Here is a 13,023-nt window from a genome sequence, read left to right on the forward strand (position 1 = left end):
TCCCAAATACCCTGAGTCATCCAAAATCAAGCCATCGTGTCAACATCGATTTTCTAGCCTTTTTCCAGAGTGATTACAGCTGTCAGCGGTTAGCCTGATCGATGCGGATTGCCGACGGTTCCGCTATCCAGCCGCCGCCGAAAGCCCGGTAGATAGCCACCATGGCTACGCGTGTCGCTGTCTCGGCCTTCGCACGTTCGTCGTTGACGGCCAGCATGCCGCGCTGGGCGTCGAGTACGGCCAAATAATCGCCCGCTCCGCGCCGATATAAGGCATCGGCCAAGCGGTAGGCTTTTTCCGCCGCAGCTTCAGCCTGGGTTAATCGCTCAAAGTGTTCCAGCGCGGATTGACGGGCCACGAAGGCGTTTTCCACGTCCTCCATCGCCAGCAGAAAAGTCTTCTCATAATTGGCCGCGACTTGCTCCAGCCGGGCATCGGCCGCAGAGATGTGTGCCCGGATGCGTCCGGCGTTGAAGATCGGTGCTGTGAGGCCGGAGCCCAGCGCATAAACGCTCTCCGCCAGACTCGGAAATCCGCCGACCGCCAGCGAGCCGAAACCGCCGCTGGCCGACAGCACCAGTTTCGGAAACAGATCGGCTCGCGCCGAACCCAGGCTGGCCGCCGCCGCGCTGACTTCGGTTTGCGCAAAGCGCAGATCCGGTCTTTGCGCCAGCAAATCGGACGGCAGCAGGCCGGGCAGGTTCGGCGCTTCCTTAGGCATCGGGACGACGACGCTTAGCCGGTTTTCCAGACTCTCCGGTTGCTCGCCCAGTAACACGCCCAAGCGATGGATCAGGTTTTTCGCGGCGTTGCTCAGCATTGGCAAGGTGGCTTCCGTGCCATGCAACAGAGTCTGTTGGCGGGCGATGTCCGCTTCGTTGCCGAGGCCGGCTCGATAAAACGATTGCAAGGCTCTCAGCCGCTCCCGCTGCAAGTCGATATTTTTTTGCAGGATGCCGATACGTTGCTGCACGCCGCGCAGTTCCAGATAATTGGTCGCCACCTGTGCCAACAACCCTACTTGCGCCGCATGCAGGGCTTCTCCACTGCCTTCGGCTTGAGCCGCCGCGGCTTCGGCTGCCAAATGCCGTCCGCCGAATAAATCGATTTCCCAACGCGCGGCCAAGCCGCCGCTGACCGCATCAGCGGTAGGCGCGATCAGTTCGATGCCCTGTGCGCCCGGCACGCCGACGATCCGGTCTATCCGCTTTTCCCGGCCGCCGGAGGTAAAAAAATCGATGCTGGGATACAACGCTGATTCAGCGATAGTTACCATCGCGTTGGCTTCGCGAGCGCGGGCGGTGGCAATTTTCAGGTCATGGTTGGCAAGTAGCGCGCGGTCTATCAATTCGTTCAGCAAGGGATCGTTGAACCCTTGCCACCAAGTTTTCAAGTCCGCCGTTTCGGCGGTTTGGGCGTTGGATACGTGTTTCCATTTTGCCGGGCTATTGAGCGCTACTTGGTCGCCGACACGAGTCGGCGTACAGGCGCTTAGCCAAGCTAGGGACAATAGGGTTAGCGGTGTTAAATATCTAGTATTCATTGCAAAACTCCGTGGTCGTATACGCCAAAAATGTAGGTTGGGCAGAGCATCGCGAAGCCCAACAAAATCAAATCGTTGGGCTTCATTACATTCAGCCCAACCTACCTTTTTTATTCCCTCACCCCAACTCTCTCCCGGCGGGAGAGGGAACTTTTGCGTCTCCACGTTTCACTCTGAACCAGGCCGCATAAAGCGCCGGCAGGAAAAAGATCGTCAGCGCGGTCGCCACCGTCAATCCACCCATGATGGCGATGGCCTGTGGGCCGAAGAAATCGTTGCGCGACAACGGAATCATCGCCAGGATGGCGGCGGCGGCCGTCAACAAGATGGGCCGGAAACGCCGCACCGTCGATTCGACGATGGCGGCCCAGGTGTCCAGCCCGGCTTTTTCGTCCTGTTCGATCTGATCCACCAGAATCACCGAGTTGCGCATGATCATGCCGGCCAGCGCCAGAATGCCGAGCAGTGCCATGAAACCGAACGGTGCTCCGAACAAAAGCAAGGCTAAGGCCGCGCCTATCACACCCAGCGGCGCGGTGCTGAACACCATGAAAGTCCAGGACAGGTTCTGCAACTGCATCATCAACAAGATCAACGTGACGATCAGCACCAGCGGAATCCAGACCAGGATGGACTTCTGGGCAATCCAGGCATCTTCCTTGGCCGCCCCGGTCTCGATGAAATAGCCGGCCGGCAGCTGGTTTTTTATGGACTCAAGCTTCGGGATGATTTGCGCCGACACATCGGGGGCCAGCATGCCGTCGGCCACGTCTGCGCGTACCGAGATGGCCGGGAAGCGGTTGCGGCGCCAACGCACGCCGTCCTCGAACACGGTCTCGAACTTGACGAACTGCGACAGCGATACCGATTTGCCGTTGGCGGTGCGAACCGCAACCTCCGGCAATTCGTCGGCGGCCCTGCGCAGTTCGGGGCTGGCCCGCCAGACGATGTCGATCAATTTATCCTGCTCGCGCAATTGCCCGACCGGGATGCCGGTGTAATGCGCCTGCAAGGCCAGCGACAGGCTGGCCGTCGAAACGCCGAGGGCACGGGCCTTGTCCTGATCCAGCGCCAAGCGCAACGAAGGCATGCGCTCGTGCCAGTCGTCATTGACATCCACGGCATTGGGATTGCCGCGCACAACCTCGGCCACCCGATCGGCAATGGCGCGCACGATATTGGGGTTTTCGCCGAGCACTCTGAACACCACGGGATAATCCATCGGCGGCCCGACATTGAGGCGCATGACGCGTCCTCTCACGTCCGGAAAGTCCGTGGCGAAGGCCTGCCGGACGCGTTGCATCACCCGTTCGCGCGCCGCATTATCCTTGGTCATCACCACCAATTCGGCCAGATTGGTATTCGCCAGTTGCTGCACGATCAGCAGGAAAAACCTTGGCGTGCCGCCGCCGATATAGCTGGCCACATTCACCACATCCTCGTCTTCGGCTAATAAAGCCTCCATGCGTTGGGCGGCGGCTTCGGTTTCCGCAAACGAACTGCCCTCCGGCAGCCAGAGGTCGACGATGATTTCCGGCCGGTTGGATAGCGGGAAGAACTGTTCGGGAACGCGGCTTAACGTCACGATACCAAGGCCGAACAATACCAACGTGGCGATAATCACTTTGTTGCGGTGCGCCACGCAGGCATCCACCCAGCGGCGCAAGCGATTGTAGAACGGCGTATCGAACAAGTCGTGGACCGGACCGTCGGCATTGGTGTGCACCTTGAGTATCAAAAATCCCAAATACGGGGTAAACACGACCGCGCCTATCCACGACAGCAGCATCGAGATACCCACCACCTGAAAAATCGACACCGTGTATTCGCCGGCTTGCGACTTGGCTAAACTCACCGGCAAGAAACCGGCGATGGTGATCAAGGTGCCGGTCAGCATCGGAAACGCCGTGGCGCGGTAGGCATAGGTCGCGGCGCGCATCCGGTCCCAGCCTTCTTCCAGCTTGCGCGCCATCATCTCGACGGCAATCATCGCATCGTCCACCAACAGGCCCAGCGCCAGGATCAATGCCCCTAACGAAATACGTTGCAAATCGATACCGCACAGCAACATGACCAGCAAGGTGGCGGCCAGCACCAGCGGCACGGTCAGCGCCACCACGGAGCCGGTACGCCAGCCCAGGCTCAAAAAGCTCACCACCAACACGGTGGCCAGAGCCTCGAAGAAAGTCCCGCCGAACTCCGCCATCTGCTTTTTAACCACATGCCCTTGATTAGCGACCACTTCTACGTCCATGCCCAACGGCAACTCGGTTTCGATGCGAGCCAGCGTGTCATCCAAGGCTTGTTCCAGGTCGATCACATTGCCTTTCTTGTTCATCGTCACGCCGAGACCGAGGGCCGGTTTGCCGTTGAAACGCATCTTGAATTCCGCCGGATCGGTATAGCCGCGCGTCACCATGGCAAAATCGCCGACCTTGAAAGTTCGATTTTCGATGCGCACCGCCAGATTGGCGATGCTGTCCACCGAATCGAACGCGCCAGTCAGGCGTATCGGTAAATTGCGTTGCGGGGAAAATACCGTGCCGGCCGGCACCATGCCGTTTTGCTCCTGTAAGGCCTGAGCAAGCGCCGATGCATCCAGGCCCAATTCGGCCAGCTTCTTGTCGGAAAATTCGACGTAAATCTTTTCGTCCTGCACGCCGATCAGATCGATTTTCTCGACATCCTTGACCCGCAAGAGCTGTTGGCGGACCGAATCGGCCGCCTGTTTCAGCTCGGCATAACTAAAACCCTCGCCGGAAAAGGCGTAGAGCAGGCTATAGGTGTCGCCAAATTCGTCGTTGAAAAACGGTCCGATGCTGCCGGGAGGCAGCGTCATGCGGATGTCGTCGACCTTCTTGCGCACTTGATACCAAAGCTCGGGAATCTCCTTGGGCGGCGTATCCTCGCGGGGCGTGACGAAAATCAGCGATTCGCCGGGTTTCGAGTAACTGCGCAGGTAATCCAGGTTAGGCAGCTCCTGGATTTTTTTTTCCAGTCTATCGGTCAACTGCTGCTCCACTTCCAACGCGGTGGCGCCGGGATAGAGGGTTTTGACCACCATCACCCGGAAGGTGAACGGCGGATCTTCCTGTTGGCCCAGCCGGTAATAAGCGAACATGCCACCGAGAACCACCAATGCGATCATAAAACCGGTGAATGAGCGGTGTTTAAGCACCCATTCGCTGAGATTGAACTCGCTCATAAGCTAGCCTCGCCGCTGGCGGCGCCGTCGCCATCCATGCTCGGCCGAACGGATTGCGGAATACGCACGCTTTGGCCTTCCCTCAAACGATTGCCGCCGGTGCTGACCACCAGTTGTCCTACCGTGAGTCCGGAAACGGCCAGCCGTTGCTCCGGCAAGGTGGCGATTATTTGTATCGGTATGGCTTTGACGGTTGCGCTGTATTCGTCGATTAGCCAGACGCAAGCCTGCCCCGGCCGATTTTGCGGCGTAAAGACCGCCGATAGCGGAACGCCGAGATGGGCCGGGGTATTTGCAGGTATCCAAACCGTCGCCGTCATGCCGAACCGTGCATCCTCTTGGCCTTCCAAAAGCGTTACCTTGGCCCGATAGGTGCGGCTTAATGGATCGGCCGCCGCCGCGATTTCACGAACACGCGCCTTGAAGCGCCGATCGCCGCCGGCCCACAAGCTAACGCTAACCTCCTGCCGGAGACCGATGTCGGCAATCCGATGCTCGGGGATGTCGATAGGGATCTCCTTTTCATCCAGTTGAGCTATCTTGACGATGGGCTGACCGGCGGCGAGGACTTGCCCGGTCTCGACCTCCAACCCCGTCACCACCCCGTCGCGGTCGGCCTCTAAATCGGTGTAAGTCAATTGGTTGCCGACTTGCCCTAGCTGGGCTTCCAGCGCCGCGACCTTCTGCTCCGAGCCAATATAAAGTGTTTCGCGCCTGTCCAATTCCGGCTGGCTGACGGTATTTTCAGCATACAGCGCCCGGTAACGTTCGAGGTCATCCCGGCTGTATTCGCGTTCGGCTTTGGCCGCGATCAATTGAGCTTCGACATTTTGCTTAGCGAGCCGATAATCGCTTGGATCGAGCCTGACCAGAATTTGCCCCTTTTTTACCTTGTCGCCGATTTCGACCGAACGGAATACCACTTTTCCGGCCACCCGGAACGATAACACCGTCTCGTAGCGAGGACGCACCTCGCCGGGATAGGGTCTGTCGTTGTTTGTCTCCTGGCTGGTAATCCTAACCACATTGACCGGGCGAATAGTTTGCTGGGTGTGATCTTGTTGCGCGCAACCGGTCAAGGCAAAAAGCAGACAGCCTATCCATGGCTTGAAGACTACCAGTTGGCCGCCGCAGACTAATAGGCAAGGAATGTTCCGAGAATGCATGGCTACTCCGGTTTAATGGCTTACTCGTATGATGGGACAAACCTTACCGAAACGGATTGGGTTAAGAAGGATGTCCTACGGGTAAACAAATTAATGCAATCGCTTTAACGGCGCGTCACCCGTTCGGGTGAAAAAGGAAAATAATGAAGAAAAATTTGCGGATGGCGTTTTTCCACCGGCATAAATCCGAGGGTGTAGCCAGCGGGGTGCGATTCAAACCGAGGCGGAAATATGCCGAAGGCATGGGGATAATCCCCTTATATCGCCCCGAGCATCACAGCATTTGGCGAGAATAGCCAGTCAGGGGAGCGGCATGGATGCCGCTCGTTTTCGGAGGGGCTTGGAAGCCCCTTCCGAAAACCCTCGCCAAATGCGAGAAGCGCAGGATCCAGGCGGTATTGGGGCGGCTTTTTCTTTGGTTGCTTTCTTTTGGCCGCGCAAAAGAAAGCAACTCGGCTGTCGGTCCGAAAACCGACTTTTAAATTGGCTTCGCGCTAGCGTTTCATTAATTTACGCCTCAATTTGAATCGCACCCTAGCCAGCGAGGGAGGGAGGATCAATTTTTTGTTATCGCGGTGTTGCTTGGCGCCGCCAGCACGCCGAAGCTGGCCGTCAGCAATTGGACGAGTTCGGACTGGCGGTGAGTGCCAGTTTTTGCCAGCACCTGTTTTAGCTGAGTTTTTACCGTATTGTTGCTGATGCCGCGTGTTTGGGCATAATCGGCTAGGGTTTGTCCGCACAACAAGGCCATGGCGAGTTTCGCTTCCGACGGGGAAAGCCCGTAGCATTGAATCAATAAGCTGTCGTCCAGCTCCAACGGCCTGTCAGGATCGTGGAGATATAAGGCAGCGGCTGGCCTGGCGCCGAAAAAAGGCAGATGTTGGTTTTGCAGCGATACCGCGATTGCCGACAACGGACGGTTTGACGCGTAACGTTGCAAACTCATCGCATTGCTTTGCCCCAGCGCTATGGCCTTGCCGATTAACTGGCGCAAGGCCCGGGTGTCGCTTGCATTACCCGCCATGCAGCGGCCCCCGGCATTCAGCGAAAAGCCTGCCGCGGAACCGATTAAGATGTCAGCCTGACGATTGCTGAATACGGCCTGGCCGCATTGATCGAACAAGACTAAGCCGATTGGCAGGCGATTCAAGAGTTCGGTGCCGGTCGCGAGTGCGCCTTTAAGGTCACACAGTTGTTTGTGAATCAGGCAAGAGCGGCGCAAATGCGGTACAAAACGGGCGAACAAGGCGGTTTCGTCGGCGGAAAACGGTTGCGGTTTGGCTCTGAAAATCGACAGACGCACCGCCAGCGTATCCTGCTTGAGAAGATGCCCGACCATGGCATGAAAATAACCCTGGGGTTTAAGCCAGTCGTTGTACCATTCGGTCCTGACCAACTCCCGCGCCGGCAACAGCCGATCAGTGGTGACTAATTTACCTTCGGCTAAATGCCTGGAGTTTTCAAACCAGACATTGACCTTGGAATAATAGCGGTCATAAGACGCTCCGGCTTCGGGGGCGATGCGGACGGATTGAATAAAGGAAATATCGTCGCTATGGCAAATGGAACTGCGGCTGGCAAAATCGACCAGATATAGCGCCGTCCCCCGGCTACTGAAAATATCCGACAATTGTTCCAAAAATATCGGCCATAGCTCGGGCATGACGCTGGCGTCGTAGATTTTTCCGATTAAATCGTCATAGTGGCTTTCGTTCATCAATCGTTTGCGTATAGGTTTGGTCGAAGTCGGGTTGTTATTCATCTAACGACGTGAAAATTGCGCTATCGTTGACGATAGGGCTTTTCCTCGGGCTTGTCGAGTCTCGATCGCTCAGGCCAAAAAACAGCGCCCGAACGCCAGCAGCATCCGGGGATTCCCCTTGAATCGAATTTTTCGTTGGATCAATGCCCAGGCCAGATGCTTTTCCTTGGCGAGAAATGCCAGCCAGGTTTTGCCGTCCGCATGCAATTGAAAATCGGGCCAACCGCAGTGTCCCGGCAAGACTTCCAGTTGTTGATCGCGAATAATCACGGTGGCCTCGATGGCTTCGGCGCCGGTGAAGGTGAAGTGATAGCTGGCGTTCAAACCCGCCGATTTTCCCTTTTGAAACACATGGGGAAGCCCGTTCAGAAAGGCTTGTATCGAGGTTGGCCTAAGGCTATTGTTGACCGGCTTGACATGCTTGTGCGGAAAGCGGCGAACGACATGCTCTTCCGCATCGGATTTGGGCACCACGTAGATGGTCTCCTGCTTGTCCTGCAACGGCCGTACCACCCGTTTTATAAAACCCTTCTTGTCGTTCAGGAATGGGCCTATCACATCCTCGCCCGCCGGACACACCGCCAGACAATAGGCCGCCTTGTAATTGGCGCCGAACGACAGGCTTTGCCACATCGAGACCGACTCGGCATCCGCGACCTTTTGCCGATAACGCTTAGCATTGCCGCTGGCAGCCACCGTTTCGACCCAGTCGGTGAAGCCGCCCATGAACTCTCGGTAGTTATGGGTATAACAGGCGGAAAAGTCGAAATAGCCATCCGCCGCTATAGCTCCCACCGGGCAAGCGGCAACGCAAAGCTTGCATTCCAGGCAAGGGTTGTAATCGATCGGCCGCGATTCCACGTCGATCTCGGCATTCAGAATAATGGTGCCGAGCAGGATGAAGTTGCCGAAAACGGGATGAATGACATTGCGATGAAGGCCGATACGCCCCAGACCCGCCGCCTCGGCGACCGGTTTGTGCGAGACCAGCCACATTTTGTTGGGCCAGCGCTCGGTCTCCATCGGAAAACCCATCGCGGGGTTGATCGCATGGATGCCCTGTTGCTCCAGAGTTTTGACGATGCGTCTGGCAATGTCGTTGACCTCGTCGCCGCTATGATGAAACTCCAGATTCGCAACGGAACGGGCGGGGCTTCGTATGTTTTCCCGATTCATGCGGCAGACGAAGCTCAACAAGCTCTTCGCCTGAGGAAAGGCTTGCAGGATGTCCGTCCGCTGCCCGTCCAGTTCCGTTCGGCTCAGGCTGACACAGCCGGCGTCGTCCGCCCCGGCCTCCAGTGCCAGTTGTCGCAACCATGACGCCGCCAGAATTTGTTTATCCACTCTTAGCTTTGGAGAACCGGCTTCGCGGTAGCGAAGCACTGTGGGATGCTCATCGAATTTCATTGTTTAACCCTCTGTTACCTGTATATACACGTTTATTAACCTAATTTTCCTTTCGCATCGCGCTGCTTGCAGGGATGAACACAGCATTCGCGCATCTATCTAAACCACCGCACCCATGTTCCGGAATTTCCGCCACTAAAGTGTAGTTACACCTATTAATGCAAAAAAATTTACCTCTGGGTTGCCGCCACCAGGGCCGACAGGCCTTCCATTAATGCAGTCAAATGCTCGGGGCTCATCTTCTCCCTGATTTTGGCTTGCGCCTGCTCCCATAGCGGATAGGCTTTGGTCAGCACGGCCAATCCGGTTTCGGTAATAGTGACCATCCGCGTACGTCTGTCGTCGCCCGAACCGACATTGACCAGCCCTTGTTTGCCCAGAATTTCCAGATTGCGGGTCAAGGTCGTGCGGTCCATCACCACGGATTCGGCGAGCTTGGTTACCAGCACCGGACCGCTCAATTTTACCGCCACCAATAGCGAATACTGGGTGCCTCTGATGCCGACCGGCCGTAAAATCTCGTCGTAAAACTGGCTCACGGCCCGGCTCGCTTTACGGAGGTTAAAGCCGGTACAATCCGCGCAAGAGCTGTAATCCGGTGTTTCAATGGACGAGCTGTGTGAATGTGACAAGTTAGTAAACCTAGCGATAAAACACATAAAGGAGTATATGCACATATTAACGTGTGTCAATACTTTTAACGCCGAAGCTTCACGCCATCTTTCGCATCGCGAATATTTTTTGTAAGGTTTCATACTCTTCCGACGACTCACCGCATATAGTCGATCCGATCGAGGAGATTTTCCATGCTCACATGCATCTTATTCATCGGCGTTTGCTTTCTGGCCTATGCCAACGGCGCCAACGACAACTTCAAGGGCGTGGCGAGTTTGTTCGGCAGCGGCACCGCCAATTTCCGGCAGGCGCTGACTTGGGCGACGCTGACGACGTTTGCGGGTTCGATGACAGCGCTGTTTTTAGCTCAGACTTTGCTGGTCAAATTTTCCGGCAAAGGCTTGGCACCGGACGAATTGATACACACTCCGCCGTTCATGATTGCGGTCGCGGGCGGTGCAGGGATGACTGTGATTTTGGCGACGCGTTATGGCTTCCCGATTTCCACCACGCATGCCTTATTGGGTGCCATGGCCGGGAGCACTTTATTAGCGACGTCCGGCGACATCAGCCTGGCGCCTTTGCTGAACAACTTTGTGCTGCCATTGCTGTTGAGTCCGGTTGTAGCGTTGCTATCGGCCGGATTGTTGTATCGAGTTCTGAACCTGTGGTTTAGTCGTCGGCGCATCGAAAACGACTTGTGTTTATGCGTTGAAAACCCGGAAACTCTGGCTCTGGCCGCTGACGCCAATATGACCATGACAATCGAAACGGCAACCCTTCCCTCTCTAAGCCTTGATCGACAAGAGGCTTGCGCCGAGCGACAAGCTAGCCGGATTTTGGGTTTTAATCTTCAGCGCCTGCGCGACGGACTGCATTTTTGCAGCGCCGGCGCAGTTTGCTTTGCCCGCAGCCTGAACGACACTCCGAAAATTGCCGCCTTGTTGTTGCTGGCTCCTGGTTTTGATCTGCAATGGATCATTATCGTTGTTGCTACTGCTATGCTGCTAGGTGGTGTGTTCAACGCTCGGCGGGTAGCGGAAACCATGAGTCATAAAATCACCAGCATCACGCACGAACAGGGTTTATCGGCCAATCTGGTCACCGCATTGTTAGTGATTTTTGCCAGCAAGCTCGGGATGCCCGTATCCACCACCCATGTTTCAGTGGGTGCTTTGTTCGGTATCGGCGTGGTCGGCGGCAAGGCCAATACCGGCGTGATCGCATCCATTGCCTTATCCTGGCTATTGACGTTGCCCTGCGCGGCTGTCTGTTCCGCCGCAATCTCACACTACCTTAACGCCAACCTTCAATAATAAAAATACGAGACATCTCATGACGACCACTATCGAAATCAGCGAATCGGTCCGCCATTACTATGGCCAGGTTTTGCAATCCAGCGACGACCTGAAAACCAGCGCCTGTTGCAGCATCGACGCCATGCCAAGCTATTTAAAAGCGCTGCTGACCGGCCTGCATCCCGAAGTGTTGGAACGTTTTTACGGTTGCGGTTCACCCTTGCCGCCTGCGTTGGAAGGTATGACCGTGCTGGATTTAGGCTGCGGCACCGGCCGCGACTGTTATCTGCTGTCGAAACTGGTCGGACCGACAGGCCGGGTGATCGGCGTGGATATGACGCCGGAGCAACTGGAAGTGGCCGTACGCCATCGCGACTGGCACGCCGAACGCTTTGGTTACGCCAATATCGAGTTTCTGCACGGCCATATCGAAAATCTGGCCACGGTCGGTATCGCTGACGACTACATGGATGCAGGAGGTAGGGCAATGCAGGGAGCAATTGCCGATAACAGCATAGACGTGGTGGTGTCCAACTGCGTGATCAACCTGTCGCCGGAAAAGCCTCGCGTACTGGCGGAAATCTTCCGGGTGTTGAAACCGGGCGGCGAACTGTATTTTTCCGACGTATTCGCCGACCGTCGGATCCCGGTCGAACTGCGCCAAGACCCGGTATTGCTAGGCGAGTGTTTGGGCGGTGCCTTGTACTGGGAAGACTTCCGGCGCATTTTGCAGGACCTGGGCAGCCCCGATGTCCGCAAGGTCAAGCAAAATCCCATCAGCATCGACGACTCCGAGGTGTTCGCCAAAATCGGCATGGTCAAGTTCGATTCGGTGACGGTGCGCGCCTTTAAAATGCCTTTGGAGGATCGTTGCGAGGACTTCGGCCAAGTCGCCGTCTATTTGGGCTCTATCGACCAACACCCGCACAGTTTCGATCTGGACGACCATCATCATTTCGAAACCGGCCGGCCGTTAAGAGTGTGCGGCAACACCGCCGACATGCTGGCGGGCAGCCGTTATGGCGATCACTTCCAAGTGTTGGGTGACAAATCCCGTCATTTCGGTTTATTCGATTGCTCACCCAGACCCGGCAGCGAATCGGCCAAGGCCGACAGCGCATGTTGCTGAACCCCGAGATGGACACATCCAATCAATTGAGCGAAGCATTATTGGCCGAACATCGACCGGTGCTGTTTCGCTATGCCTTGCTGCAACTGAAAGATGCTGAACTGGCCGACGACGCGGTGCAGGAAACCTTGCTGGCCGCCTGGCAATCCTCGGCAAACTTCGAAGGCAAGGCCGGTTTACGCACCTGGCTGATCGGCATTTTGAAGCACAAGATCGCCGATCACTGGCGGCGTAGCAGCCGTGAAGTCACTACCGCTGATTTCGATCAAATGGATAACGACGCAGATGAAGTCGACGAGGAAGATTTTTTCATGAGTAACGGTCATTGGATTGGCGGCCCGACCACCTGGAACGATCCCGAAGCGGCCCTCAAGCAACAGGAGTTCTGGGCCATTTACGAAACTTGCCATAACAATCTACCGCCGAAAATGGCCAAGGTATTCATGTTGCGCGAACTGGTCGGCCTGGAAGCCGAGGAAGTGTGTCGGGAAACCGGCTTAAGCGACGCCAATTACTGGGTCACCATGCACCGTGCCCGATTAAGGCTACGCGAATGTCTGGAAATCCGTTGGTTCAATCAGTCAAAAAAGGAGAATCGTCATGCGTAGTTGTCGCGACATTACCGCCCTGGTATCACAGGGTTTGGACAAGCAGCTCAGTTTAGGCGAACGCCTGGCGATTGGGGTGCATGTGATGATGTGTTCCCGCTGTCGTAATTTCCAAAGCCAAACCCGGTTTATCCGCAAAACAGCGCATCGCTATACCGAGCAATTGCAAAATCGTTTGGATAAAGAACCCTGATGCACAAACCATTACAATCCCAAGTGGCTCTACTATGGAATAACCAAGCCAGATCTGTGAAAAATTGTAATCGGCATGCAAGTAATAATTCCTAACC

10 protein-coding genes are annotated in these 13,023 nt (G+C 56.0%); 4 read left to right on the plus strand and 6 right to left on the minus strand.

The genetic code is table 11. From position 1 onward, the window contains the following. Nucleotides 1-82: 82 nt before the first annotated feature. The 6 genes from IVG45_RS05820 to IVG45_RS05845 all read right to left on the minus strand — a co-directional run bounded on the left by IVG45_RS05820 (nt 83) and on the right by IVG45_RS05845 (nt 9,622). Complete coding sequence (locus tag IVG45_RS05820) at nt 83-1,543, minus strand: TolC family protein (protein WP_196436935.1); 1,461 nt, start codon at nt 1,541-1,543, stop codon at nt 83-85. Between the two features lie 118 nt (nt 1,544-1,661). Continuing rightward, nucleotides 1,662-4,748, minus strand: coding sequence for an efflux RND transporter permease subunit (locus IVG45_RS05825; protein ID WP_196436936.1), 3,087 nt, complete (start codon nt 4,746-4,748; stop codon nt 1,662-1,664). Beyond that, nucleotides 4,745-5,914 carry an efflux RND transporter periplasmic adaptor subunit gene (locus tag IVG45_RS05830; RefSeq protein WP_196436937.1) on the minus strand — a complete coding sequence of 390 codons (1,170 nt, stop codon included), beginning with the start codon at nt 5,912-5,914 and terminating at the stop codon, nt 4,745-4,747. Before IVG45_RS05830 ends, IVG45_RS05825 begins: the two co-directional genes overlap by 4 nt. Nucleotides 5,915-6,470: 556 nt before the next feature. Further along, the gene (locus IVG45_RS05835) at nt 6,471-7,631 is read right to left on the minus strand and encodes a helix-turn-helix transcriptional regulator (RefSeq protein ID WP_196436938.1); all 1,161 of its coding nucleotides are present in this window, start codon (nt 7,629-7,631) and stop codon (nt 6,471-6,473) included. A gap of 114 nt (nt 7,632-7,745) precedes the next feature. Next, a complete protein-coding gene (locus tag IVG45_RS05840; protein WP_196436939.1) occupies nt 7,746-9,083 on the minus strand; it encodes an SCP2 sterol-binding domain-containing protein in 1,338 nt (445 codons plus the stop codon). Nucleotides 9,084-9,253: 170 nt separating this feature from the next. After that, nucleotides 9,254-9,622, minus strand: coding sequence for a MarR family winged helix-turn-helix transcriptional regulator (locus tag IVG45_RS05845; RefSeq protein ID WP_230874770.1), 369 nt, complete (start codon nt 9,620-9,622; stop codon nt 9,254-9,256). A gap of 267 nt (nt 9,623-9,889) precedes the next feature. Here IVG45_RS05845 and IVG45_RS05850 point away from each other — a divergent pair, with 267 nt between their 5' ends. The 4 genes from IVG45_RS05850 to IVG45_RS05865 are packed head-to-tail and all read left to right on the plus strand — an operon-like array spanning nt 9,890 to nt 12,926. Next, nucleotides 9,890-11,014: an inorganic phosphate transporter gene (locus IVG45_RS05850; RefSeq protein ID WP_196436940.1), complete on the plus strand. Its 1,125-nt coding sequence runs from the start codon at nt 9,890-9,892 to the stop codon at nt 11,012-11,014. 19 nt (nt 11,015-11,033) lie between these two features. After that, complete coding sequence (locus IVG45_RS05855) at nt 11,034-12,125, plus strand: methyltransferase domain-containing protein (protein ID WP_196436941.1); 1,092 nt, start codon at nt 11,034-11,036, stop codon at nt 12,123-12,125. Next, nucleotides 12,116-12,733 (plus strand): sigma-70 family RNA polymerase sigma factor, encoded by a 618-nt coding sequence (locus IVG45_RS05860; RefSeq protein WP_196436942.1) that lies wholly within the window; start codon nt 12,116-12,118, stop codon nt 12,731-12,733. Before IVG45_RS05855 ends, IVG45_RS05860 begins: the two co-directional genes overlap by 10 nt. Beyond that, nucleotides 12,726-12,926 (plus strand): zf-HC2 domain-containing protein, encoded by a 201-nt coding sequence (locus tag IVG45_RS05865; RefSeq protein ID WP_196436943.1) that lies wholly within the window; start codon nt 12,726-12,728, stop codon nt 12,924-12,926. The genes IVG45_RS05860 and IVG45_RS05865 overlap by 8 nt, the downstream gene beginning before the upstream one ends. Nucleotides 12,927-13,023 lie beyond the last annotated feature (97 nt).

Source organism: Methylomonas sp. LL1, from assembly GCF_015711015.1.
In the GTDB taxonomy this organism is placed as follows: domain Bacteria; phylum Pseudomonadota; class Gammaproteobacteria; order Methylococcales; family Methylomonadaceae; genus Methylomonas.